Consider the following 25,316-nt stretch of genomic DNA (forward strand, 5'->3'; position numbering starts at 1 on the left):
CGGGCGGACGGAACCGTCAGCGGCTCAAACGCCTCGCCGCACGACGAACGGTTGACGAACGGTCCCCGGAAGCGGACGAAGGGCGTTCGTCGAGATGCAACCGCACCATCGCGGCCCCGGCCCAGGACGGTGGGCGCCCGCGCAGTGACACCGTGATCATCACGCCGAACGCGAGCGGTACCGACCAGGGTGCCGGTTGCGAGACCAAGATCGCCACCCAGCCGTGCGTCGCGGGTCCGGCCAGCGCGAACAGGATCGACCCGGACGAGGCGGCCAGCCCGGTGAGCACCCCGGCGATCGCGCCCGCCGCGGTGAGCCGCTGCCACCAGATGCCGAGCACGAGCAGCGGGCAGAACGTCGACGCGGCGACGGTGAACCCCCACGTCACCAGCACCCCGGCGTCGAGCCGCGCGGACGGCAGCGCGAGCAGCACCATCGCGATCGCGGCGAACACGACGGTCACCCGCAGCCGGCGCAGGCCGCCGGGCATCAGGTCGTAGGCGAGCGCGCCGGACATCACCAGCAGCAACCCCAGCGACGTCGCCAGGAACGCGGCGAACGCGCCCGCGGTCAGCAAAGCGGTGAACAACTGCCCGGCCCAGCCGTGGTCGACCTGCGCGGGAAGCGCGACGACCACGGTGTCGGTGTTGCCGGACAAATACAGCTGCGGCACGAGAACCCGGCCGAGGACGCCGTAGATGCCGGGGAAAAGGTAGAAGACTCCGAGCAGCGCCACGGTAATCGCGGCGGTGCGGCGCGCGGCGCGGCCGTCCGGGCTGGTGTGGAAGCGCATCAGGACGTGCGGCAGGCCCATCGTGCCGAGGACGGTCGCGATGAGCACCGCCCAGGTGCCGAGCAGCGGGTAGCCCTTGTCGATTTCCAGCAGCGGACGCTGCCAGTCCGGCCCGCCGAGCGCGACCTCTCCGCTGACGCCGGGAACCTGTGCCCCGGCGGCGAAGATGAGCTGTTCTCCCTTGTGCACCACCAGCTCTCCGGGTGGCAGCGTGCCGCGACCCTCGATCGCGGTGGGTTCGCGGAAGGTGAGGGTGACGTCGTGGTCGAACTGCACTGGGGTGGCGTGCGAGAAGCGGGTGAACTCGACCGGAGTGAGGCTCGCGTCGCGGGTTTCCGCGCCGATCTGGAGCACCAGCCACAGTGCGGGGACGAGGAACAGCAGGAGTTTCAGGAAGAACTGGAACGCCTGGACGTACGTCGCGGCGCGCATCCCGCCGAGCGCGAGCGTGACGCTGACCGCGGTGCCCGCGATGACCACGCCGACCCAGTACGGGGTCCCGCCGACCGCGGTGAGCACCAGCCCGGCGGTACGGAATTGCGGGACTACGTAGATGGTCCCGATCACCAGCACGACCACCGCGGCGAGGCGGCGCAGCGCGGGGGAGGCGAGCCGCGCTTCGGCGAAGTCGGGGACGGTGAGCGCGCCGGATCTGCGCATCGGCGCGGCGACGAGCACCAGCATCGCGACGTATCCCGCGGTGAAGCCGACCGGGTACCAGAGCGCGCCGACGCCGTCCTTCACCATCAGCCCGGCCACGCCCAGGAACGACGCCGCGGAGAGGTATTCGCCGGACACCGCGGCGGAGTTGACGAAGGGCGAGATGCGCCGGGAGGCCACCAGGAAGTCGGACGTCGTGCGCATGGCGGCGACCCCGCGCACGCCGATGAGCAGCGTGACGAGGACGACCGGGGCTACCGCGAGCGCGATGTCCATCTATCCGCCCACGCTCGGCCGACCCGCCCCAATGCCACATTGGGTGCGTGGGATGCAGCGAATGTGGCGTTGGGTGCGTGGGATGCACCCAATGCCACATTGGGGCGCTGCGGGCACTCGGGTCACCGCTCGTCCTCGATCTTCTCCGCGCGGCGCAGCTGCCACCACGAGAGCCCGGCCAGCACCGGGTACGGCAGGACCGCGATCAGCAGCCAGGACAGCGGAATTCCCCACAGCCGCACGCTGTCGAGCGACGGGGCGAGCGAGAACAGCACCGGCAAACCCAGCACGAGCACGAACATCGCCACCAGCGCGGGGATCCCGCGGCGACGCTGGATCCGGTACAGCACCGCCGCGCGTTCCGCTTCCGGCGCGCGCAGGCGTGGCATCCGCCAGCGTCCGCGTTCGAGCCGCCGCGACCGGGCGAGCCTCGTCTGCGGACTGGTGACGGCGACGCGTTTGGTGCGGCTCATCGGACGGCCCGCGCAACCCTCGTGAGTGCTGGCGCCGGTTCTAACCGGCACCGCCACTCACGAGCCCTCACCGGGCACTCCCGAGCTGTCCACGCTGCGCCGCCTCCAGCAGCCGGTCCCTGAGGTCGCGCGCATGCCGTCGGCTCACCGGCACATCACCGGCCTCGGTGTGCGCCAGCAACCCGCCCGTCGTGTCGCTGCGAAGTTCCAGCACCGCACTCACCGCGAGAAGGAATCCGCGGTGCACGCGGGTAAAACCGGTGCCTTCCCAATATTCTTCGAGCCGCGAGATCGGCATTCGTACCGGATGCACGCCGTTTCGCGTGTGCAGCCGGACGTAATCGCCGTTGGCTTCGGCGAACAGCACGTCGTCGCGGCGGACGTACCGCGTGCGGCCGCCGGAATCGACCGGCAGCGCGGCCATCGCGTCCGGCGTGGACCGCCGGACACCGCTCGGCACCAGCCGGGTCACCTTCGCCAGCGCGGCGGCAAGCCGTTCCGTGCGCACCGGTTTGAGCAGGTAATCCACCGCGCCGATGCCGTACGCGGTCACCGCGTGCCCGTCGTGCGCGGTGACGAACACGATCACCGGCGGTTCGGACAGTTTCGCCAGCAGCGAGGCGAGTTCCAGCCCGTCCAAACCGGGCATGGAGATGTCGAGGAAGACCGCGTCGAAACGGTCTGCCTGCAACAGTTTCAGCGCCTTCAACGCATCGCTCGCGCCGACGACCTCGCCGACTTCCGGGGCTTCCCGCAGCATCCGGCACAGCTCGTCCAAGGCCGGCGCGAGATCGTCGACCGCCAGCACCCGCAACCCGCTCACGGCAGCACCCCCGGCTGGAACCGCGGCACGCGCAGCACGACCCGGGTGCCTTCGCCCACCGCGGTTTCCACGGTCAGGCCGTACCAGGCCCCGTACACGGTGCGCAATCGTCTGTCCACATTGGCCAGTCCGAGCCCGGTGCCGTCGCCGCTGCCGGCGAGGATGGCCGCGGCGCGCTCGGGCTCCATGCCGACCCCGTCGTCCTCGACGCTGATCACGCAGTCGTTCCCTTCCGCCTGTCCGTGCACCTGGACGAGCCCGGTGCCCGACCGCGGCTCGATGCCGTGCCGGATCGCGTTCTCCACGAGGGGTTCGAGTACCAGGTACGGCACCGCCACCGCAAGCACTTCCGGAGCGACCCGCACCTGCACCTTGAGTCTTTCGCCCAGCACCGCGCGCTGCAGCGCGAGATACGTTTCCACCGCGCGGAACTCCTCGGCGACGACGGTGTACTCGCCGTGCCTCGACAGGCTGTAGCGGGTGTAGTCGGCGAAATCGAGCATCAGGTCGCGGGCGCGGTCCGGTTCCGACCGGACGAACGAGGCGATCACGGTGAGCGCGTTGTAGACGAAATGCGGCGACATCTCCGCGCGCAACGCTCGGAGTTCGGCTTGCGCGGCCTGGTCCGCCGACGCTTCGAGCCGACCTCGCTCCAGAGACTGCACGACCAGGTCCGCGGCTTGCCGGGTCACCGCGCTGGAAACCTCGCCGACCAGCAGCAACGCGCCGGCCAGCTCGTCGTGGACGTGCAGCGGAACCGCGGTCACGCCCCGCACGGTGATCGGCTCTTCCCGATGCAGCACGTCGTCCAGGATCTGGGAGACCGCGTCGTCGGCGCCGGGGCGGCCAGACCACAGCAAGGTGCCGGACAGGTCGGAGAGCCCCAGCCCGGCCACGTCGAACAACCGGCGCAGGCCGTGGGCGGCGCGTCGGGCGCGGACTCCGGAAAGGCCGTCTTTCAGGTCGTCGGAGACTTTACGCGCCGCGCCGAGCACGCCGACAGCGTCCGGGCGGGAGCGCCACGGCAGCCGGGCACTCTCGGTCATCGACGACCCCTCCCTCAGACTCCTGGGGGAGTAGATACTAGCCCGTAACATGGCGAAGGGGACTTCCGTGCGGAAAGTCCCCTTCGCTCAGGCCAGAGGTCAGCAGCTCTGCTTGTAGAAGTACTTCGAGTTCGCGTCCAGGTCGTCCTTGGTGATCGAGTGCAGCTGCGCGGTCAGGTCCCGTTCGGTCGGCTTGCCCTCGAGCGCGGCCACCGCCTGGTCGACGCCCTTCGTGCCGATCTGCGCCGGGTCCTGCGCGATGAGCGCCTGGTACTCGCCCTTCTTGAGACCGTCCACTTCGGACGGGCTGGCGTCGAAGCCGACCAGGTTGACCTTGCCGATCTTGCCCGCGTTGCGCAGCCCGGTCGCCGCGCCCTCGCCGGTGTTGAGGTTGGTGGCGAAGATGCCGACGAGGTCGGGCGTCGAGACGAGCGCAGCGGTCACCTTCGACGCGGCCTGCTCCGGTTCGTTCTGGGTGAACTGGATGCCGACCGACTTGAGGTTCGGATGGTTCTTCAGCTCGTCCTCGAAGCCCTTCGCGCGGGCCGCGGTAGTGGAGGTGCCCGCGATGGTGTCGAGGATCAGCACCGAACCCGGCTTGTCGCCGACGAGCTTCGCCATGGTCTGCGCGGCCAGTTTGCCGCCCTCGGCGTTGTCCGAGGAAACCGACGACACCGCGACGCTCTTGTCCTTGAGCGAAGTGTCGACCTCGACGATCTTCGCGCCGCGGTTCTTCACCTGCTGGATCGGCGCCAGCATCGCCTGGTCGTCGGTCGGGGCGACCAGCAGCGCGGCAGGCGGGTTGGAGCCCAGCGAGTTGACGATGGACGTCTGCATGGTGGCGTCGAACTTCTGCGGTGCCTGCACGGTCAGTTCGTAGCCGAGCTTCTTCGCTTCTTCCTGCGCGCCGCACTGCATCGAGATGTAGAACGGCTCCGCTTGCACCCCCGGTACCAGCGCCAGCTTCTTGCTGTTCGCGGAGTTGGCGGCGGACCCGGACCCGCTCTGCCCGATCTGGCCGGTACCGCACGCGGTCACCAGCATCACCGCGGAGGCGAGCGTTCCCGCGGCGAGGACGGTTGTGCTGAATTTCATCGTAAGCACCTCTTTGTACTCGGGGACCGATTCAGCGGGAGTTGCGCTTGCGGCGCTGGCGCTGGTCGAACCACACCGCCGCGATGAGGACCGCGCCGACCGCGATCTGCTGCCAGTAGTCCTGCACGTGCGTGATGTTGAAGCCCTTCTTCAGCACGGCGGGGATGAACACCCCGATCACCGTGCCGAGCATCGAACCGACGCCGCCGAAGAGGCTCGTGCCGCCCATCACCGTCGCGGAGATGGAGTTGAGGTTGTCGGTGGCGTGCGCCGAGATCGTGGTCGACGTGTAGAACGCCAGCGACAGGAACCCCGCGAGCCCCGCGAGGAAACCGGTGAGCAGGTACACCTTGAGCAGGTGCGCGGTCACGCCGATGCCCGACCGCCGCGCCGCCTCCGCGTTCGAGCCGACGGCGAACGTGTAGCGGCCGAACCTCGTGGTGTGCAGCAGCCACGCGCCGATCAGCGTGATCGCCACGGCCACCAGCACGAGGTTCGGGATCCCGCCGAACGACGTGCCGTATCCGAGCACCCTGTTCAGTTCGGCGGGCATGCTGTTCACGTCCGACCCGTTGTTGAGCAGATAGGCCACGCCGAGCGCCGCGCCCATCGTGCCGAGCGTGACGATCAACGGCGGGATGCCCGCCACCGCGATGAGGAATCCGTTGATCAAGCCCCAGAGCGTGCCCGCGAGCACCGCGGCGACGAGCCCGGCCGTGATCACGCCCCATCCGGCCTGGGAGGCGTTGCCGCCGCTGAGCGCTTCCATCGTTTTGCCCGCGACCATGCCCGCGAAGATCAGCACCGAACCGACGGACAGGTCGATGCCGGAGGTGATGATCACGAACGTCATGCCGACCGAAAGCACCAGCAGCACAGACGTTTCGTTCAGGAGCATCTGGAAGGTGAACACCGTCGCGAACTGGCCCGGGGCGAGTACGGTGAAGACCACGATCAACGCGACCAGCACCAGCGAGATCCAGAACGTGTTCGCCCCGACGAGCCGTTTGCCCAGCGGCGGCTTGACGAACTCGCCGTCCACAGTGGTCTGGATGTCCTTCGCCGGGGCGCTCATGCCGCCTCCTCCTGGACCAGCGCCCCGGTCATCGCCGCGACCAAGTCTTCGAGTTTCGTGTCCGCCCCGGCGAACCGGGCGACGCGCCTGCCCTGCAGCAGCACCTCGATCCGGTCCGAAACCGAAAGCACCTCGGGCATGTTGTGGCTGATCAGCACCACCGCGATGCCCTTGTCCCGGACTTTCTTGATCACGTCCAGCACGCGTCCGCGCTGCCGCACGCCCAGCGCCGCGGTCGGCTCGTCCATGAACACGACCTTCGACGCCCACGCCACCGATCGCGCCACCGCGACGCTTTGCCGCTGCCCGCCGGACAACGAGCCGATCGACACCTCGGTGCTCTGCAGCTTGACGCCGAGCTTTTCGAACTCGACCACCGCCTGGCGGCGCATCTCCGCCTTGTCCAGCATGCCGAGCTTGCCCAGGATGCCCTTGCGCGGGATTTCCCGGCCGAGGAACAGGTTCGCCGCCGGATCGAGGTCCGGTGCGACGGCGAGATCCTGGTACACGGTCTCGATCCCGGCGCGGCGCGCGGCCACCGGAGAGTCGAGGTGGACCTCTTTCCCGTCGAGCAAGATCCGGCCCGACGTCGGCTGTTCGGCCCCGGACAGGCACTTCACGAGCGTGGACTTGCCCGCGCCGTTGTCGCCGATCAGTGCGGTCACCTCGCCCGCGCGCGCCTGGAAAGACGCGCCGCGCAAGGCTTCCACCGATCCGTAGTGCTTGGTCAGGTCCACCGCGTCGAGCAGGATCTCGCTCATCGGCGCTAACTCCTTTCCGGGGCGGGCGGACGGCAGCGGATGACGGTGAGCGAGCCGGACAGTTCGGTCTGGCCCGCGGAGAACGGCACCGCGTAGGTGTCGCCCTTGGCCACTCGGAACTCGCCGCCGTTCTCAGTGCGCAGGGTGCCCTCTCCGTCGAGCGCGACGAGCACGCTGAACGACGGATCGAGCGAGAAAGCGTTGCCGGACAACTGAACGCGGTCGGCGCGGAAGAACTCCGCCGAGTCCGGCGCGAGCAAGTCCACTGTGGTCGCTTCGTCGCCGGAGGTGTGCTTCACGATCGTCTTGAGCCGGTCGTCGTCCCAGCCCGAGGTGTCGAGCGTTTCGATCGCGGTGTCGAAACCGATCCCGAGGTGGCCCTTTTCCGGCGAGGCGAGGAAATCACGCCATTCCAGGGTCAGCGAGAAGTCCGTCGGCTGCTGCAGTTCGACCACGAACACGCCCTCGCCGATCGCGTGCGGCAGCCCGGCCGGGATGTAGACCGTGTCGCCCGCCTGCACCGGGATGCTGTTGAGCGCGCCCAGCATGCTCGGCGCGTCCTGTTCGCGCGTCCATTCGGCGACAGTGTCCTTGCTCAGCGTCTCCCGGAAACCCGGGTACACGCGCGGATCGTCACCGTAGGTGCCGACCACGATCCACGCCTCGGTCTTGCCGAAATGCGAGTCGAAGTGCTTGCGGGCGAAGGAATCCGACGGGTGGAAGTGCACCGGAAGCCGCTGTCCGGCGTCGAGCAGCTTGACCAGCAGTCCGGTCGAATCGCCGAGCTTGGCGACGTGCGCCGCGCCCAGCCACGCCTCGGCGTCCGCGCGGATCGCGTCGCGCAGCCAGATCCCGCTGGGCAGCTTGGTGAGACCGTGGGTCTCCTGGCCGAACATGGTCGTGACGGAACCGACCCAGTCCTCCGGCCCGAATTTCGAGTCGGTGCCGCTGGCCCCGCGCAGGGCGGCGATCGCGTCGCCGCCCCGGTAGAACTGCGGCGGCTGGTTGGCCGGGAGCGCGACCGGCTCGAGATGCTGGGTCACAGGGCGGCCTCACCGGAACCGCGGGCGACTAGGTGCACGGGCAGAACTACCTTTCTCGGGGCGGACTGGTCGCCCTGGATGCGGGCGAACAGCAGCTCGGCCGCTGCGTGCCCGAGGGCGCTGACGTCGTGGGCGATCACGGTGACCGGCGGGTCGAGCAGATCCGCCAGTTCGAAATCGTCGAAGCTCACCAGCGCGGGCCGGCGTTCGGCGTGCGCGAGCGCGCGCAGCAGGTGCACCGCGACCCGGTTGTTGCCGGCGATCACGGCGGTGGCCGGGTTCGGCCCGCCGATCAGCTTGCGCACGGCCTGTCCCACGGTTTCCGGCGTCGGCGTCTGCATCGCCACGAGGCTCTCGTCGTAGGAGATCCCGTTGCGCACACAGCCTTCCCGGAACCCGCGGAGGCGTTCGGCGGCGGTGAAGATGTCCGGGCTGTCGCCGAGGAACGCGATCCGGCGGTGGCCGTGCCGCACGAGGTGGCCAACCGCCTCGATGGTGCCGCCGAGGTTGTCGACCAGCACGGTGTCGGCCACGATGTCGCCGGCCGGCCGGTCGAGGAACACCACCGGCGTGCCCGCGCGCATTTCCGGCACGAGATAGCCGTGCTGCAGCCCGGCGGGCACGATCAGCAGCCCGTCCACGCGCCGGGCGCAGAATTCCAGCGACAGTTCGCGTTCGCGGTCGGAGTTCTCGCCGGACGACCCGGTCAGCACGTGTCTGCCGAACGACGTCGCGATCCGTTCCACCGCGCGGTTCAGCTCGGAGTAGAAGGGGTTGCCGACGTCCTCGACGACCAGGCCGATGGTGCCGGTGGTCGAGCCGCGGCGCAGGTTGCGCGCGCCGAGGTTCCGGCGGAACCCCAGCTGTTCGATCGCGGCCACCACGCGCTCGGCGGTGTCCGGATGCACCGCGGGCTCGTCGTTGACGACCCGCGACACCGTTTTGATGCTGACGCCGGCCAGCCGGGCCACATCGCTCATCGTGGCCCGCCTGCTGGCGGGGCGGGGAAGCCCGTCCGCGTCCCGGCCCGAGTGAGACAACGTTGTCATAATGCCGGGGATTGGACACCATGCGGCTGCTCGCTGTCAATGCTTGCCGCTTCGCGCTGCCCGCTTCGCCGAATCCGCTGGTGCGGATGGTGGACATCGTTGTCTCGAATCGGACAGGCTCTCACCATGGTCTTGACGATCCGGTGAGCCATTGCCGAAGGTAGCCCGCATCGACGGTGCGCGACAAGGTTGTCATCGATGCCTCGAGGTCGGTGGCGGCGGGTTCGCGCCGGACAACTGGAGAGGCGATGGCGATGGCGCGAGCGCGCTGGAGAGCCGGACTGATCTTCCTGACTTCCGCGGTCGTGGCGGCGGCAGCACCCGCCGCCCCCGCACTGGCCGATCCCGCACAGGCGGATTCCGCGAAAGCCGCTGACCTGGCGAAGTGGGTGAACCCGTTCGTCGGCACCCGCCCCGGCGGCGCGGACCACGGAACCGGCGGCGGCGCGGGCAACACCTTCCCCGGCGCGGTGGTCCCGTTCGGGATGGTGCAGTGGAGCCCGGACACGAAGAAATCCCAGCCGGGCGGCTATTTCTACGACGACAACACGATCACCGGGTTCAGTCTCACGCACCTTTCCGGCGCGGGCTGCACCACGTACCAGGACCTGCCGTTCATGCCGTACGTCGGCGAGATCAGCACGTCGCCCGCGACCGATCCGGGCCACTACACCTCGACCTTCTCGCACCAGAACGAGCACGCGACCGCGGGCGCGTACGACGTCGCCCTCGACAACGGCGCGAAAGTCGAACTGAGCGCGACCCAGCGCACCGGTTCCGGCCGGTTCACCTACCCGGCGGGCGCGGCGTCGACGTTGCTGGTCAACACTTCCGGCTCGGTCAACGGCACGGACGACGCGTCGATCAGCATCGGCAAGGACACCATCAGCGGCTGGGCGACCAGCGGCCGGTTCTGCGGCGCGAAGGATTCGTACCGGGTCTACTTCTCGGCGAAGTTCGACACCCCGTTCGAATCCGTCGGGACGTGGAAGAACGGCGCGGTGACGCCGGGCAAGACCGCGGAGACCGGCGGCGCGAAGGCGAAGGTCGCGCAGCCCAACGGGATCGGCGCGTCGCTGGCGCGTCCGGCCGCGGCGAAACCGCAGGACACCACGGTCAGCGGACCGGGCAGCGGCGGGTACGTGACGTTCCCCAACCTCAACGGCGCGCAGGTCAACGTCCAGGTTGGACTGTCCTTTGTGTCCGTCGACGGGGCGAAGGCGAACCTGAAAGCGGAGAACAACGGCACGAAGTCGTTCGACGCGGTGGCCGCGTCCGCGCGGCAGGCGTGGAACGACCAGCTCGGCAAGATCCAGGTCAGCGGCGGCAGCGACGCCGACACCACGACGTTCTACACCTCGCTGTACCACTCGCTGATCCAGCCGAACGTCTTCTCCGATGTGGACGGCCGGTACCCGGGCTTCGACGGCCGGATCCACCAGGCCGAACGCGGCCACGCGATGTACACGAACATCTCCGGCTGGGACATCTACCGTTCCGAGGTCCCGCTGCTGGCCACGATCGCGCCGAAGCAGACCTCGGACCTCGTGCGCTCGATGATGGCCTTCGCCGAACAAGGCGGTTCGTGGGACCGCTGGACGGTGGCGAACGACTACACCGGCGTGATGAACGGGGATCCGTACCACATCATCGTTTCCAGCGCCTACGCGTTCGGCGCGCGTGACTTCGACGCGCAGAAAGCGTTGCTGCTCATGATCAAGGGCGCGACGCAGCCGACGCAAGGGTACGTCGAGCGTCCGGGCCTGCAGGACTACCAGCGGCTCGGCTACGTGCCCGGCGCGGCGGCCGACACCCTGGAGTACACGAGCGCGGACTTCGCCATCGCCCAGTTCGCGAAGCGGCTCGGCGACAGCGCCACGTACACGACGTTCATGAAGCGCGCGCAGTACTGGCAGAACCTCTACAACCCGGGCAGCGGCCACCTGCAGCCGCGCAACTCGGACGGTTCGTTCTCCGCGAACTACGACCCGGCCAGCTCGCAGGGCTGGGTCGAGGGCAACGGCGCGCAGTACGACTGGATGGTCCCGTACGACCTCGCCGGTCTCGTGACCGCGTTCGGCGGCAACACCGCCACGCAGTCGCGTTTGGACACTTTCTTCACGAAGCTGAACGCCGGAACCCATGAACCGTACGCGTTCCTGGGCAACGAGCCGAACTCGAACGCGCCGTACGTGTACTCGTTCGCCGGTGCCCCGGCGAAGACGCAGAACATCGTGCGCCGGGCGATGGACGAGCTGTACAACCCACGTCCGGAAGGCCTGATCGGCAACGACGACCTCGGGCAGATGTCGTCCTGGTACGTCTGGTCCGCGCTCGGCGTCTACCCGGAGATCCCGGGCCGCGCCGAAACCGTGCTCACCACGCCGCGCTTCGCGCACGCCGAGGTGACGACCGGGGCGGGCAAGAAGATCACCGTCAACGCTCCCGGCACCGGCGAGTACACCGCCGGCCTGAAGGTGAACGGCAGCGCGGCCAGCAAGGCGTGGCTGTCGGAAGGGCTGCTCTCGCAAGGCGGCAAGCTGGACTTCACCCGCTCGACGACCGCGACCGCGTGGGGCTCCGCTCCGGCTGACGCGCCGCCGTCGTTCCGCGAACAGGAGAAGCCGAGCCTGTCCTTTGTGGACCCGGCACGCGCGGTGGTGCCCGCCGGCACGACCTCGACCGCCTCGGTGGGCGTACAGGATCTCTCCGGCACCGCGAGGACCTGGACCTACTCGGCGGGCAGCGCGGACGGCATCACGCTGACGCCCGCGACCGGTTCCGTCCAGGTCCCAGCGGCGGGCAAGGGCCGCGCGGACGTGACGGTGAGCGTTCCGGCGGGCACCTCCGACGGTCCGCGCCGGATCCCGGTCACCTTCTCCTCGCCGGGCCTCGCTGACGTCCAAGCGGTGCTGACCGTCCTGGTGGCGAAGCCGAACAGCTGGCTGGCCACCGTGAACAACACCGGTCTGTCGCCGGACGCGAACTCGGCGGCGGGCAACTTCGACGGCGGCGGTTGGAGCTACTCCGCAGACGCGCTGGCCAAGGCCGGGGCGAAGCCGGGCGGCACGGTGTCGAGCGACGGGCTGAACTTCACCTGGCCGTCGTACCCGGTCGGCGACCCGGACAACGTGGTCGCGGCAGGCCAGACGATTAACGTGTCCGGCTCGGGACGGCTCGCGCTGCTCGGCGCCGCCAGCAACGGCAACGCGCAGGGCACGCTCACCGTCACCTACACCGACGGCAGCAAGTCCACCGCTGCCATCGGATTCTCCGACTGGACCCTCGGCGGCGGCGGAGCGCAGCCGGCGTTCGGCAACCGGATCGTCCTGTCCACGCCGTACCGCAACTCCGCGGGCGGCGACCCGCAGCAGATCCGCACGATGGTGTTCGCCACCGCGCCGATCACGCTGGACGCGGGCAAGACCGTCGCGAGCGTGACGCTGCCGAGCGGCGTCAGCGGCGGCGACCTGCACGTGTTCGCCATCGCCGCGGGCTGACCTTCCGTGAGGGGAACCCTGAGGGACTCAGAGTCCCTCAGGGTTCCCCTCACGGACATTTCCCAGAGGAGTCTCATGAGGAGCAGGGTTCTGGCGAGTGCGATCGCGCTCGCTGTCACCGCGGCCGGGCTGACACCGGTCGCGGCGGAGGCACGTCCGGCAGATCCGCTGGACGCGGTCAACACGTTCATCGGCACGCAGGACGAAGGCAACACCTTCCCGGGCGCTTCCGCGCCATTCGGCATGGTGCAGTCCAGCCCGATCACCACGCATTACGCGGGATACCTCTACACCGACACCGCGATCCGCGGATTCGGCCATTTCTTCCTGTCCGGCGCGGGCTGCTGGGAACAGGGCGGCCTGGTATCGATGCTGCCCACCACCGGTGACATCGGCCCGGGCGCGGCGTTCGACACCAGCAAGCCCGCGACCTTCGACCAAACCAAGTACGCCGCGCCGTACACGCACGAAGGCGAAGTCGGCAAGCCCGGCTACTACAAGGTGCATCTCACTGGCTATGGCGGTATCGACGTCGAAACCACGGCCAGCACTCGCAGCGGCGTCGAGCGATACTCCTTCGACAAATCGGGACCAGCTAACGTTTTCGTGAACGTCGGGCAAGCCAACGCGAAGGAACCGGTCACCGGCAGCAGCGTCCGGATCGTCGACGACCACACCATCGCGGGCACCGTCGAATCACAAGCCTTCTGCGGTGGCAAGCCTTACACCACCTACTTCACCACGAAATTCGACCAACCGTTCACTTCCTACGGCACCTGGTCGCCGGACGGCGGCACGCCCGGCAGCCGCTCGGCACAAGGAGGAGCGGGTCTGCGCGGCGCGTGGCTGACCTTCCCGAAAGGCGGCCAGGTCACAGCCACCACGTCGCTGTCCCAAGTGGACGCTCGCGGTGCCGACACCAACCTCGCCGCCTCGCGCGTCCGTCCGTTCGACGCGGTGAAGAACGACGTCCAGCGCGACTGGCGACGCGAACTGTCCAGTGTGGACATCACCGGCGGCGCTCCGGACGACCGCACGGTCTTCTACACCTCGCTGTACCACTCCTTCCTGCAGCCGTTGACCGCGAACGACGCCGACGGCCGGTACTACGGCTTCGACAAGAAGATCCACCGCGCGATCGGCTGGACGTACTACGACTTCTTCTCCCTCTGGGACACCTACCGCTCGCAAAACCAGCTGCTCGCCCTGCTGAAACCGGACCGGGCCCGAGACATCGCGAAGAGCATCCTCGCGATCCACGACCAGGGCGGCTGGCTCCCGCGCTGGGCGTACGCGAGCCAGGAAACGAACACCATGACCGGCGACCCCGTGACGCCGTTCCTGGTCGACCTATGGCGATTCGGCGCGCTGAGCGGCGACGAAATGCACGCCTACCAAGCGCTGCTGCAGAACTCCCGCGAAATCCCGCCCGCGTCGTCGCCGTTCCAAGGCCGCTCCGGCAACGCGAGCTACCAGGCCGACGGATTCGTCCAGTACGACCCGAACTTCCCGAAGAAGGGCCAGGACACCGACCCGGCCCACGGCGCGTCCGCGACCCTGGAGTACGCGCTCGCCGACTGTTCCCTCTCGGTGATGGCCTCCGCGCTCGGCCGCAAGCAGGACGCGCAGCAGCTGGCCGCCAAGGGCCGGACGTACGCGACGCTGTGGGACCCGTCGGTGACCGATCGCGGCTTCACCGGCTACTTCCGCCCGAAGGTGACCGGCGGCAGCTGGTACACCCCGTCCGACGGCCCGTACAGCCCGCAGGGCCAGGACGGGTTCCACGAGGGCACCGCGTGGCAGTACCAGTGGCTGGTGCAGCAGGACGTGCCCGGCCTGGTCGCGAAGATGGGCGGCGCCGCCAACGCGGGCAAGCGGCTCGACGACTTCTTCGCCTACGACGATCTGGTGCAGGACCCGGCGAAGACCGCGCACGAGAAGTGGGTCGTCGGCCCGTACGACTACTACAAACAGTTCCGCTACAACCCCAACAACGAGCCCGATCTGCACTCGCCGTGGATGTACACGCTCACCGGGCAGCCGTGGAAGACCTCCGCGGTCGTGCGGGCGGCGCACACGCTGTTCACGAACGCCCCCAACGGCGTCACCGGCAACGACGACCTCGGCACCATGTCCGCCTGGTACGTCTTCAGCGCGCTCGGCCTCTACCCGGCCGTCCCGGGCACCGGCAACTTCGTGCTCAACGCGCCGCGGTTCGCCAAGTCCGTGCTGCACCTGCCGAACGGCCGCGACCTCACCATCAACGCGCGCGGCGCGACCGGGGCGCAACTGCAGTACGTCTCCGGGCTGCGCGTCAACGGCACGGCGTCGGGCAAAACGTTCGTCAGCCTCGAACAACTGCGCCGCGGGTCCACTCTGGACTTCTCGCTGACCGGCGACGCGCCGAAGGCCACGTGGGGAACGTCACCTTCCTCCGCGCCGCCTTCTCCTTGTGCCGGTTAGTGTTCAGTCGCGGACAGTCGGTGAAGGCCGCCTCCCGGATCCTGGGATCGGGAGGCGGTCTTTCCCGTTAACCGGGCATTTCCCGCCCGTTTCCGCCTGCCGTCCGGAATTGGTGCAGACCTTTGCGCTCGGTGCTCGTGACCAGAGTCACGGGCCCCGGTGTTCCGGTGAGGCCGATCACGCCTCACACTGGTCTCATACCCGTTCGACAGTGCTGTTGACGCCAGGCGGTTCCGTCCGTCGTGGACAGTCCGTCGGACGTGTTTTTTGTGTGTGCAGTCAGCACGCACCAGGTGACGCACAGGAGGATGTCGTGTCCAGCAAGGCCGCTCTCGTGTTCCGCGTGGCCGCAGTCGCCGAGGCTCTGTCCTGGCTCGGCTTGCTGATCGGGATGTTTCTCAAGTACGTCGTCGACGCGTCTAACCAGGGCGGCGTGCCCGTCCTCGGCATGGTGCACGGCGTCGTCTTCGTCCTGTACGTGATCACCTCCCTGTCCGTCGCGAAGCCGCTGGGCTGGCGCGGCAAGACCCTGGTGCTGGCGCTGCTCGCGAGCATCCCGCCGCTGTTCACCTGGCTCTTCGAGAAGTGGGCGCTGCGCAACGGCAAGCTCGACGGCCCGCAGCGGCTGACCCAGGGCGGCGTCGGCCTCTTCGTGCGCACGCGCGAGACCGTGAACGCCTGATCTTCGCTTTTCCGAAGGGCCCGCGCGACGACCGCGCGGGCCCTTCGTGCGTTTACGAGGTGAAGTCGCCCGCGGACTTGCGGACCTTGGTGAGCAGCTCGGTCAGCTGCTCGACCTGCCGCTCGGTGAGCCCGGTGAGCCCGAAGTCGATGTCGGTGACCGCGGCGGTGGCGGCTTCCCGCAGCGCCCGCCCCTCGTCGGTGATCTCGACGAGCGTCGTGCGCCGGTCGGTCGGATGCGGCACGCGCTTCACGAGCCCGTCGCGCTCGAGCCGGTCCACTATGTTGGTGACGCTGGTGGGATGCAGTTGCAGCCGTTCGCCCATCACCCGCATCGGCAGCCGCGCGTTGCGGGAGAAGGTGAGCAGCACTAGCGCCTCGTAGCGGGCGAAGGTGAGGCCGTGCGGCTTGAGCGCGCCGTCGACCGCCGACTGGATGATCTGCTGCACCCGCATCACACCGGTGACCGCGGCCATGGTTCCGGCCGGGCCGATCCGGTCTTCCCACAGCTGCGCGGCACGGGCGATCGGATCGAACGGCAGCGGACGGTTCATGGCAACCGAAGCTACCAGCGGGTACCCCGGTCGTGGGGGTCGGCCTGCGAGAACAGGGAAAGGAAGCCGCATGATCGTCGCGTTCAGCGTGAGCCCCTCGGCCGCGGAGCCGGACGGAGGAGTCAGCGAGGCCGTCTCGCGCGCGGTGAAGGTGGTCCGCGAATCCGGGCTGCCGAACTCGACCAGCTCGATGTTCACCGAGGTGGAGGGGGAGTGGGACGAGGTGATGGCGGTGGTGAAGAAGGCCGTGGAAGCCGCGGGCGAAGGCTCGTCGCGCGTCGGACTGGTGCTGAAGGCCGACATCCGCCCGGGCTACTCCGGGCAGCTCGCCGCGAAGGTCGAGCGAGTGGAAGCCCACCTGCGCGAGGACTGAGTCAGGGGATCGGCGGCGTGAACGCGACAGTCCAGCGCCCCTTGGCAGTGGTCACCGCCAGCCGGTAGCTGAACGGTTCGCCCGCCCCAGCCTTCCCGCGCACGATGGCCGCAGTAGGGGAGCGCTCGTCCGGCGCGAGCTGTACCGAGATGTCGCGCGCGTTGCCGTCCTTGAGGACGTTGACGTAATCCTTCGCGAGATCGTCGCTGCCCGAACCAGGGACGTCGAAGAGCCCGGCGAGCGCGTCCGCGTCCCGTCCGCTCAGCGCGGCGGCGAGTTCCGCGCGCAACTCGGGCGGGGACGCCGCGCCGGGCGGGTCCTGGTGCGCGACGGTGACCGTGATGCTGGCGATCCACGCCGCCGCGACCACGACAGCGAGGGCGACCGTGGCGTTGCGCCGGCTGAGCATCTTCGGGCCTCCTCGTTGTCCTCGCGCAGAGCATGCCTCAGGGGCGTCCGCATGCCAAAAGCGAACCTCGGGGCTGCTGCTGAACTCTCCCGGCGAGCCGTGCCAGGATGGAGGGCGTGACACACCCACGCGGATCTGCAGCGAACTCAGCGGCGATGTCCGCCGCGTTGTCCGGCGCGGTCGACCTGTCCGCGCTCAAAGCCAGGGCGGAGGCGTCCCGGAACCAGCCTCCTTCGGCGGCGGGACGGCCGGAAGGCACCCCCGCCCCGCCGTCGGACACGGTGCTCGACGTCACCGAGGCGACCTTCCAGTCCGTCGTCGAACGCTCGCTCAACCAGCTCGTGGTCGTCGACCTGTGGGCCGGGTTCTCCGAGCAGTGCCAGCAGCTGACCGCGGTGCTGGAGCGGCTGGCGGGCGAGGGCGGCGGCGCCTGGGTGCTGGCGAAGGTCGACGTGGAGGCGAACCCGCGCATCGCGCAGGCGTTCGGCGCGCAATCGGTCCCGACCGTCGTCGCCATCGCCGGCGGCCAGCCCGTGGACGCCTTCTCCGGCGCGCTGCCGGAACCGGAGATCCGCAAGTGGCTGGGCTCGCTGCTCGACGCCCTGCGCGACCGTCTCCCGGGCATCCGCGCCGCCGAGGAGGCCCGCGGCCCGGTGGAGGAGCCGGAGGACCCGCGCTTCACCGAGGCCGAGGAAGCCTTCGAGCGGGGCGATTACGCCGCCGCGCAGGCCGCGTACGAGCGCATCCTGGACGCCGAACCGGCCAACGAGCTGGCGAAGAACGCGCTGGCGCAGGTCAAGTTCACCGCGCGCGCCGAAGCGGCCGACCCGAGCGCCCGCGAGAAGGCCGAGGCCGACCCGAAGGACATCGACGCCCAGCTCGCGGCCGCCGACCTGGACATCGCCGAACAAGACGTGGAAGGCGCGTTCCGCCGCCTGGTCGACGTCGTCCGCCGCACCGCGGGCGACGACCGCAACCGGGTTCGGGAACACCTGGTCGCCCTGTTCGAACTCTTCGACCCGGCCGACGAGCGCGTCATGAAGGCCCGCCGCGACCTGGCGAGCGCCCTGTTCTGAGCTGACGGAAAAGGGCCGCACCGGAAACGGTGCGGCCCTTTTCGCGGTCAGGGGTACTGCTTCGAGCAGGAAGACGACCCTTCGAGGTACCCCCGCCGCAGCGCCTCGACCCGGTCGAACCCGCTGTCCGGCCGCTCGCCGTTCACGTTCGCCGACACCAGCCCGTCCGGCCGGAGCAGATCCGCGATCGCCTCGTCCAGGTCCCCGGACGACAGCCGCAGCTTCAGTTCCAGCTTCTTCGGCGGCTTGTTCGAGAACGCCGCCCAAGCGCCCACCAGGCAAGCCGTCCGCAACCCGGTGTTCGGCGTGTCGATCGACGCCCCCACGCCCTTCTGCACCCCGATCGCATACCGCGACGCCAGTTCGGCGAAGGCGGCGAAGTCGCCCAGCCCACCGCCGGCCCGGCCGGCCATCTCGGCTTCCTGGTCCACCGGCTCGGCCAGCTTCTCCAGCGCCCGCTGATCGAAGTTCACCGTGTTGTCGTCGGGACAGTAAGACGCGGGCGGCGTGCTCGGCCCGCCGGGACAGCTGCCCTGCCCGGCCCGGAACTGCGGCCCCGGCACACCCGCGCCCTCGAACGCCTTGTCCAGGCTGGCTTTCAGGTCCGCCACGCGCTCCTCGTCGAACCGGGCGTCGCCCTTGCCCCTGTCGTCGCGGTCGAACGGCCGCTCAGTCAGCCGCTTCTGCACGTTCTGCGCGTTCATCCCGGCGCATTCCTTCGGCCCCTTCTCGAACCCGGCCTGGAACGCGTACGTCCGGTCGAACGCCGTGCCGTGCGCCTGCCGGTCCGTCGCGCTGGTCCCGGCCTGGTCGCGGATGAAGAACATCGCCGCCAGGATCTGGTCCAGCCCCTCCGCGGTCGACACCCGGTAGAACTTGCTCTTGTCCTCGGCGACCCACCGGAAGTACCCGCCGGCGAAGCAGTCCGCCTGCTGCTCCTTCACCACGGTCGGTGTCGACTTCGAGATTCCCGCCGCGGCCCCGAGCCGGTACTGGATCGCGTGGCCGAACTCGTGCGCCAGCACGGTCACCACCGACATCGGCCCGAACCGCTTGCGCAGCATCGGCAGCAGCACGCCGCGGTCCCACGCCACCGAATCGTCGCCCGCGCAGTAGAACGCGTTCACCAGCTGTTTGACGCTGCCGCACGCGGTGTCCTCGGTGTCGCGCTTCGAGTCGTACGACAGCAGCGATTTGACCGGCTCGAACTGCTTGCCGCCGAACTCCGCGGGCAGCGCCTCGGCCCAGTACGCCTGCACGTCCGCGATCGCGGCGGTGGCGAGCTGGTCGTCCTCGCCGCCGCCGGCGTTCTTCACGGGAAGATCCGGCCGCGGGGCGTCGGCGCGCAGCCCGCTTTCGAAGTGCGTGACCGGCAGCCCGGCGACGTTCCCGGCGCCCGGCGTCGCCGCGGGAGCCTTGTTCCCGCACGCGGCTGTCCCCAGCACGGTCGCCGCGACCAGCGCGACCAGCGCGTACCGGCGTCCCCCTCGGCTCATGTTCCCTCGTTCCCCATCCGCGTCCGACAACGAACCGGGACATTACTGACCCGGATGGCCGAATGTGGCGGCAATCCCCGAAGTGGGGTGCGAGCGCGCGCGAAGCGGGCCGGATATCGTCGCTGACCATGCGTGCAGTCCGCCGGTTCACCGTCCGCGCCAGCCTGCCCGAGCCGCTCGCCGGGCTCGGCGCGCTCGCGACCAATCTCCGCTGGACCTGGCATCCGCCGACGCGCGACCTGTTCGCCTCGATGGACGCCGAACTGTTCAACAAGATCCGCGACCCGCTGCGCATGCTCACCGCGCTGCCGCCGGAGCGGCTCGAGGAGCTGGCGAAGGACGAGGACTTCCTGCGCCGCACCCGCGAGGCCGCGGCCGGGCTGGAGCGCTACCTCACCGAACCGCGCTGGTACCAGCGGCGCACCGACGAGGGCCTGCCGCAGGCGGTCGCGTACTTCTCGATGGAGTTCGGCGTCACCGAAGCGCTGCCGAACTACTCGGGCGGCCTCGGCGTCCTCGCCGGCGACCACCTCAAGGCGGCCTCGGACCTCGGCGTCCCGATGGTCGGCGTCGGCCTGCTGTACCGGTCCGGCTACTTCCGCCAGGGGCTGTCGCTCGACGGCTGGCAGGTCGAGCACTACCCGGTGATCGACCCGAACGCCTTCCCGCTGGAGCTGGTCGCCGAGGGCGGCCGTCCGGTGCTGGTCGAGGTCGCCATGCCGGGCGGACGCGACCTGCGCGCGCAGATGTGGCGGGCGCGCGTCGGCCGGATCCCGCTGCTGCTGCTCGACACCGACATCGAGGCCAACGACGAGGACCTCCGCTCGGTCACCGACCGGCTGTACGGCGGCGACGCCGACCACCGGATCCGGCAGGAGATCCTGGCCGGCATCGGCGGGTTCCGCGCGGTGCGGAAGTTCTGCGAGCTGACCGGGCATCCGCAGCCGAAGGTGTTCCACACCAACGAGGGCCACGCCGGATTCCTCGGCCTGGAGCGCGCCCGCGAGATCATCCAGTCCGACGGGCTCGCCTTCGACGAGGCGCTGCCCGCGGTCCGCGCCGGGACGGTCTTCACCACGCACACGCCGGTCAGCGCGGGCATCGACCGCTTCCCGGTCGACCTCGTGCAGCGGTACTTCTCCGACGGCAGGCTCGTCCCGGACGTCGACGTCCGCCGCGTGCTGCAGCTCGGCGCGGAGGACAACCCCGGCCTGTTCAACATGGCGCACATGGGACTGCGGCTCGCGCAGCGCGCGAACGGCGTCTCCAAGCTGCACGGCCGCGTCACGCGCCGGATGTTTTCCCGGCTGTGGCCCGGTTTCGACGACGCCGAGGTGCCGATCGCGTCCATCACCAACGGCGTGCACGGGCCGACCTGGGTGGCGCGCGAGCTGAGCGCGCTGCTCGGCGGCAACCACGAGGAGTTCGGCCACGAGGGCCGCACGCCGGACAGCTCGCTGCGCGACGGCGTCAGCGACCAGCAGTTGTGGGAACTGCGCCGCGAACTGCGGGAGAAGCTCGTCGGCGAGGTCCGGCGGCGGGTGCGCGCGGCGTGGATGCAGCGCGGCGCCTCCGCGCTGGAACTGGGCTGGACCGACCGCGTTTTCGACCCGGACGTGCTGACCGTCGGCTTCGCCCGCCGCGTGCCGACGTACAAGCGGCTCACGCTGATGCTGCGCGACCCGGACCGGCTGCGCGCGCTGCTGCTGGACGAGAAGCGGCCGATCCAGATCGTGATCGGCGGCAAATCGCATCCCGCCGACGAGAACGGCAAGCAGCTGATCCAGCAGATCGTGCGCTTCGTCGACGATCCCGCGGTGCGCCACCGCATCGTCTTCCTGCCGGACTACGACATGTCGATGGCCCGCTACCTCTACCGCGGCTGCGACGTGTGGCTGAACAACCCGGTGCGGACGCTGGAGGCGTGCGGCACGTCGGGCATGAAGAGCGCGCTCAACGGCGGCCTCAACCTGTCCATCAAGGACGGTTGGTGGGACGAGTGCTACGACGGCTCCAACGGCTGGGCCATCCCCACCGCGGACGGCGTCACCGACCCGCTCCGCCGCGACGACCTCGAGGCCGCGGCGCTGTACGACCTGCTCGGCCAGCAGATCGCGCCGCTCTACTACGACACCGGCGAGGACGGCGTGCCGACCGGCTGGCTCGCGATGGTCTGGCACACCCTCGAAACGCTGGGCCCGCGCGTGCAGGCGTCGCGGATGGTGCGCGAGTACGTGGATTCCGGCTACCTGCCCGCGTCGCGGATGGTCGCCGCCGCCACCGGCAACGGCCACCAGGGCGCGCTTTCGCTGGCCGACTACCGGACCAAACTGGAAGTCGCGTGGCCGCGCGTGCGGATCTTCGACGCCGAACTCCAGTACGACCACACCGAACGGCTCGTGGTGGGCGCCGAGGTCACCATCCGCGCGCGGATCGACCTCGCCGGGCTCGAACCGTCCGAAGTGGACATCCAGGCGGTGGTCGGCCAGGTCGGCGACGGGGACGAACTCGCGGATTCGGTGCAGGTGCCGATGACTCCGGACGGAATCGGCGCGTTCGCGGCGACCCTGCGGCTGCCGCGAGCGGGCTCGGTCGGCTACACGGTGCGCGTGCTGCCGAAACACCCGCTGCTGGCCAGCCCGGCAGAGCTGGCGCGCGTCGTGCTCGCCTGAGCCCGCGAGCGCCCCCAATGCCACATTGGGTGCATCTGACGCACCCAATGTGGCGTTCGTTGCATCGCATGCACCCAATGCCACATTGGGGCGCTCGCGACCCAGCTCAATCGACCGCCGGGGATCCGCCTTTTTGTACCGGCAGCCCAGCCGCCGCCCAAGCCCGGAACCCGCCCACCAGATCCGTCGCCTTGGTCAGCCCCAGCCGCTGCAGATCCGCCGCCGCCAGGCTCGACGCGTACCCCTCGTTGCACACCACCACCGCGACCGTCTCCGCCGAAACCCCGGGCAGCCGCCATTCGCTTTCCGGGGCCAGCCGCCACTCCAGGTGGATCCGCTCCACCACCACCGAGCCGGGGATCTCGCCCTCGGCGAGCCGGTTGGCGTACGGCCGGATGTCGACGATCAGCGCGCCGTCTGCCTGCAGTTCCGCGGCGCGCGCCGGGTCCGCCCGGTCCAGCGAAGACCGGGCGGCGGCGAGGAAACCCTCAAGTGCGGTCATGACCGCACAATGGCAGGAAGCGGCGGGATCTCGTTCGGCACGTCGGCGAGGCTCGGGTATTCGCGGGTCGGCACCAGCGGCGGCGAATAGGCGTGCACGCTGGCCGCCGGTTCGCTGCCGACGCCGAGCACCTGGTGCGCGCGCCCGGCGCCGAAGCCGATGCCCTGCCCGGCAGTGTGCGTGCGGCGGCGCACCGGGCCACCGGGGTAGCGGTATTCCTCGCCGAGTTCGCCCTGCAGCACCGAGAACGAACCCGACGCGCCGCCGTGGTCGTGCGGCTTCGTGTGCTGGCCGGGCAGCCACGACAGCAGCCACAGTTCGACGCCGTCGGTCAGCGCGAGGCGCGCCCACCAGCGCTGGTCCTCGTCGAAGCGCAGGACCTCGCGCAGGCTGGTGGTCAGTTCGGTGGTGACCGTGCGGGTCAGGTCGGCCAGTTCGCGCGGCGTCCACAGCAGCCGCGACGGGTGCAGCAGCTCGGGCAGCAGCGGATCGGTCAGCCGGGGATGGATTTCGACTTCCGGACGGACGATGGACGTGGTCAACGGAGGCTCCTGGAACAAGTCGGGAAAGATGCCGGGCGCGAGGCAGCGCGGCACGCCGACGAGGATCAGCGTGCGTGCCGCGCCCGGCTACATCCGCTGGAAGCGACCAGGAGCAGGTCGATCGCGCGACGGCGCCAGAACACGGGGCGCGCGGACCTGGACATGGCCAGGATGCTGCCACAGCGCCGCGCGCCCGGCCGCTCGTCCCATCCGCTGGACACCCCGCGCGCCGTTACCCCCGGGCGGGTGCGCGCCCGCGCCCGGGGGACCGCCACAATGGGGCACGTGAGCGAGCCGATCCTGCCCAGCGATCCTGACGACCTCGTCGTGCGGATGTCCGGTGTCGGCGTCCGCCGTACCGGAAACGACCTCCTCGCGGCCCTCGACTGGGCGGTGGAGCTGGACGAGCGATGGGTGGTGCTCGGGCCGAACGGCGCCGGCAAGACCACCCTGCTGCGCCTGGCCGCCGCCGAACTGCACCCCACCTCCGGCACCGTCGACCTGCTCGGCGACCGGATCGGCAAGGTGAACATCTTCGACCTGCGCCCGCGCATCGGGTTCACCTCCGCCGCGATCGCCCAGCGCGTGCCCGGCGACGAGCGCGTCGGCGACGTCGTGGTGAGCGCCGGGTACGCGGTGATGGGCCGCTGGCGCGAGCAGTACGACCGGATGGACCTCGACCGGGCGACCGAACTGCTCGGCACGCTCGGCATCGCGCACCTGGCCGAGCGCACGTTCGGCACGCTGAGCGAGGGCGAGCGCAAACGCGTGCTGATCGCCCGCTCGCTGATGACCGACCCGGAGCTGCTGCTGCTCGACGAGCCCGCCGCCGGCCTCGACCTCGGCGGCCGCGAGGACCTCGTGGCCCGGCTGTCGGCGCTCGCGCTGGATCCGGACGCGCCGGCGATGGTGCTGGTCACCCACCACGTCGAGGAGATCCCGCCGGGCTTCACGCACGCGCTGCTGCTGCGCGAGGGCCGCGCGGTCGTGTCCGGGCTGGTGGACGACGTCATCACCAGCGAGAACCTGTCCAAGACCTTCGACCAGGACCTGGTGCTGGAGCGTTCGGGCGAGCGGTTCTTCGCCCGCCGCAGGTAGGTTGACCTGGCCGGTCCTACCGGCCGGTAGCCTGCTGGCACTGCGTCAACGCCGTTAACGAGGAGGAGTTCGCGTGGGAGAGTTCGTAACCCTGGAGGTCGAGGGCGGGGTCGGCACGATCCGGCTGGACCGGCCGCCGGTCAACGCGCTGAACAACCAGGTGCAGGCCGAGCTCGCCGAGGCCGCGCGCGAGGCGTCCGACCGCGACGACGTGCGCGCGGTGATCCTCTACGGCGGCGAGAAGACCTTCGCCGGCGGCGCGGACATCAAGGAGATGGCCTCCCGCACGTACCCGGAGATCGCGAAGTTCGGCGCCGAGCTGACCGCGTCGCTCGCCCGGGTCGCGAACATCCCGAAGCCGGTCGTCTGCGCGATCACCGGCTACGCCCTCGGCGGCGGCCTCGAACTGGCGCTGACCGCGGACTGGCGGATCGCCGGCGACAACGTCAAGGTCGGCCAGCCGGAGATCCAGCTCGGCATCATCCCCGGCGCGGGCGGCACGCAGCGGCTGACCCGGCTGATCGGCCCGAGCAAGGCCAAGGACCTGATCTTCACCGGCCGCTTCGTGAAGGCCGAGGAAGCGCTGAAGCTGGGCATCGTCGACGAGGTCGTGGCCCCGGACGACGTGTACGCGGCGGCGCACAAGTGGGCCTCGCAGTTCGCGAACGGCCCGGCGGTGGCGCTGCGCGCGGCCAAGACCGCGATCGACTCCGGCCTCGACGTCGACCTGGCCACCGGCCTGAAGATCGAGACGCAGCTGTTCACCGCGCTGTGGGCGACCGAGGACCAGAAGAACGGCATGCAGTCGTTCATCGACAACGGTCCCGGCAAAGCCAGTTTCGAGGGGAAGTGACTT

At 69.8% G+C, this 25,316-nt stretch carries 22 protein-coding genes; 8 read left to right on the forward strand and 14 right to left on the reverse strand.

The features are described from left to right. Positions 1-16 precede the first annotated feature (16 nt). From SSMG_RS06275 to SSMG_RS06315, 9 genes are all read right to left on the reverse strand, one after another. Positions 17-1,729 (reverse strand): cation acetate symporter, encoded by a 1,713-nt coding sequence (locus SSMG_RS06275; RefSeq protein ID WP_009073890.1) that lies wholly within the window; start codon positions 1,727-1,729, stop codon positions 17-19. Positions 1,730-1,851: 122 nt separating this feature from the next. Continuing rightward, positions 1,852-2,202 carry a membrane protein gene (locus SSMG_RS06280; protein ID WP_009073891.1) on the reverse strand — a complete coding sequence of 117 codons (351 nt, stop codon included), beginning with the start codon at positions 2,200-2,202 and terminating at the stop codon, positions 1,852-1,854. Between the two features lie 67 nt (positions 2,203-2,269). After that, the gene (locus tag SSMG_RS06285; RefSeq protein WP_009073893.1) at positions 2,270-3,025 is read right to left on the reverse strand and encodes a LytTR family DNA-binding domain-containing protein; all 756 of its coding nucleotides are present in this window, start codon (positions 3,023-3,025) and stop codon (positions 2,270-2,272) included. After that, complete coding sequence (locus SSMG_RS06290) at positions 3,022-4,071, reverse strand: sensor histidine kinase (protein WP_037712748.1); 1,050 nt, start codon at positions 4,069-4,071, stop codon at positions 3,022-3,024. The genes SSMG_RS06285 and SSMG_RS06290 overlap by 4 nt, the downstream gene beginning before the upstream one ends. Positions 4,072-4,170: 99 nt before the next feature. Beyond that, positions 4,171-5,166, reverse strand: coding sequence for an ABC transporter substrate-binding protein (locus SSMG_RS06295; RefSeq protein ID WP_037712750.1), 996 nt, complete (start codon positions 5,164-5,166; stop codon positions 4,171-4,173). A 31-nt stretch (positions 5,167-5,197) separates the two neighbouring features. After that, the gene (locus tag SSMG_RS06300) at positions 5,198-6,241 is read right to left on the reverse strand and encodes an ABC transporter permease (protein ID WP_009073898.1); all 1,044 of its coding nucleotides are present in this window, start codon (positions 6,239-6,241) and stop codon (positions 5,198-5,200) included. Further along, positions 6,238-7,002, reverse strand: coding sequence for an ATP-binding cassette domain-containing protein (locus tag SSMG_RS06305; RefSeq protein ID WP_009073900.1), 765 nt, complete (start codon positions 7,000-7,002; stop codon positions 6,238-6,240). Before SSMG_RS06305 ends, SSMG_RS06300 begins: the two co-directional genes overlap by 4 nt. A 5-nt stretch (positions 7,003-7,007) precedes the next feature. After that, complete coding sequence (locus tag SSMG_RS06310) at positions 7,008-8,045, reverse strand: class I mannose-6-phosphate isomerase (RefSeq protein ID WP_009073902.1); 1,038 nt, start codon at positions 8,043-8,045, stop codon at positions 7,008-7,010. Next, on the reverse strand, positions 8,042-9,025 hold the full coding sequence (locus SSMG_RS06315) for a LacI family DNA-binding transcriptional regulator (RefSeq protein ID WP_037712752.1): 984 nt from the start codon (positions 9,023-9,025) through the stop codon (positions 8,042-8,044). The genes SSMG_RS06310 and SSMG_RS06315 overlap by 4 nt, the downstream gene beginning before the upstream one ends. 317 nt (positions 9,026-9,342) lie before the next feature. On the opposite strand from SSMG_RS06315, the gene SSMG_RS06320 reads away from it, so the two are divergent. The 3 genes from SSMG_RS06320 (at position 9,343) to SSMG_RS06330 (ending at position 15,739) form a co-directional block, all read left to right on the forward strand. Beyond that, positions 9,343-12,594: a GH92 family glycosyl hydrolase gene (locus SSMG_RS06320; RefSeq protein ID WP_078560716.1), complete on the forward strand. Its 3,252-nt coding sequence runs from the start codon at positions 9,343-9,345 to the stop codon at positions 12,592-12,594. 75 nt (positions 12,595-12,669) lie between these two features. After that, positions 12,670-15,057 carry a GH92 family glycosyl hydrolase gene (locus tag SSMG_RS06325; protein ID WP_037712755.1) on the forward strand — a complete coding sequence of 796 codons (2,388 nt, stop codon included), beginning with the start codon at positions 12,670-12,672 and terminating at the stop codon, positions 15,055-15,057. A gap of 313 nt (positions 15,058-15,370) precedes the next feature. Next, positions 15,371-15,739 (forward strand): DUF3817 domain-containing protein, encoded by a 369-nt coding sequence (locus tag SSMG_RS06330; RefSeq protein WP_009073907.1) that lies wholly within the window; start codon positions 15,371-15,373, stop codon positions 15,737-15,739. A gap of 52 nt (positions 15,740-15,791) precedes the next feature. Here the strand turns inward: SSMG_RS06330 and SSMG_RS06335 are convergent, their stop codons facing one another. Then, complete coding sequence (locus tag SSMG_RS06335; protein WP_009073908.1) at positions 15,792-16,292, reverse strand: MarR family winged helix-turn-helix transcriptional regulator; 501 nt, start codon at positions 16,290-16,292, stop codon at positions 15,792-15,794. A gap of 70 nt (positions 16,293-16,362) precedes the next feature. On the opposite strand from SSMG_RS06335, the gene SSMG_RS06340 reads away from it, so the two are divergent. Further along, positions 16,363-16,665, forward strand: a complete 303-nt coding sequence (locus tag SSMG_RS06340) for a thiamine-binding protein (protein WP_009073909.1) — start codon at positions 16,363-16,365, stop codon at positions 16,663-16,665. 1 nt (position 16,666) lies between these two features. Here SSMG_RS06340 and SSMG_RS06345 read toward each other — a convergent pair whose 3' ends face one another. Then, positions 16,667-17,074: a hypothetical protein gene (locus SSMG_RS06345; protein ID WP_037712758.1), complete on the reverse strand. Its 408-nt coding sequence runs from the start codon at positions 17,072-17,074 to the stop codon at positions 16,667-16,669. A 116-nt stretch (positions 17,075-17,190) separates the two neighbouring features. On the opposite strand from SSMG_RS06345, the gene SSMG_RS06350 reads away from it, so the two are divergent. Further along, complete coding sequence (locus SSMG_RS06350) at positions 17,191-18,150, forward strand: tetratricopeptide repeat protein (protein ID WP_037712760.1); 960 nt, start codon at positions 17,191-17,193, stop codon at positions 18,148-18,150. 47 nt (positions 18,151-18,197) lie between these two features. On the opposite strand, the gene SSMG_RS06355 is transcribed toward SSMG_RS06350, so the two are convergent. After that, positions 18,198-19,646: a neutral zinc metallopeptidase gene (locus SSMG_RS06355; protein ID WP_037712763.1), complete on the reverse strand. Its 1,449-nt coding sequence runs from the start codon at positions 19,644-19,646 to the stop codon at positions 18,198-18,200. A 128-nt stretch (positions 19,647-19,774) separates the two neighbouring features. Here SSMG_RS06355 and glgP point away from each other — a divergent pair, with 128 nt between their 5' ends. Beyond that, the gene (gene glgP / locus SSMG_RS06360; protein ID WP_037712765.1) at positions 19,775-22,318 is read left to right on the forward strand and encodes an alpha-glucan family phosphorylase; all 2,544 of its coding nucleotides are present in this window, start codon (positions 19,775-19,777) and stop codon (positions 22,316-22,318) included. A gap of 106 nt (positions 22,319-22,424) precedes the next feature. Here glgP and SSMG_RS06365 read toward each other — a convergent pair whose 3' ends face one another. Beyond that, the gene (locus tag SSMG_RS06365) at positions 22,425-22,820 is read right to left on the reverse strand and encodes a rhodanese-like domain-containing protein (RefSeq protein WP_009073914.1); all 396 of its coding nucleotides are present in this window, start codon (positions 22,818-22,820) and stop codon (positions 22,425-22,427) included. Further along, the gene (locus SSMG_RS06370; RefSeq protein ID WP_037712768.1) at positions 22,817-23,362 is read right to left on the reverse strand and encodes a cysteine dioxygenase family protein; all 546 of its coding nucleotides are present in this window, start codon (positions 23,360-23,362) and stop codon (positions 22,817-22,819) included. The genes SSMG_RS06365 and SSMG_RS06370 overlap by 4 nt, the downstream gene beginning before the upstream one ends. Before the next feature lie 333 nt (positions 23,363-23,695). Here SSMG_RS06370 and SSMG_RS06375 point away from each other — a divergent pair, with 333 nt between their 5' ends. Continuing rightward, entirely contained in the window at positions 23,696-24,460 is a 765-nt protein-coding gene (locus SSMG_RS06375) for an ABC transporter ATP-binding protein (RefSeq protein ID WP_199786169.1), read from the forward strand. Between the two features lie 73 nt (positions 24,461-24,533). Then, positions 24,534-25,313, forward strand: coding sequence for an enoyl-CoA hydratase/isomerase family protein (locus tag SSMG_RS06380; protein WP_009073917.1), 780 nt, complete (start codon positions 24,534-24,536; stop codon positions 25,311-25,313). Positions 25,314-25,316 lie beyond the last annotated feature (3 nt).

Source organism: Streptomyces sp. AA4 (assembly GCF_000158875.1).
In the GTDB taxonomy this organism is placed as follows: domain Bacteria; phylum Actinomycetota; class Actinomycetes; order Mycobacteriales; family Pseudonocardiaceae; genus Amycolatopsis.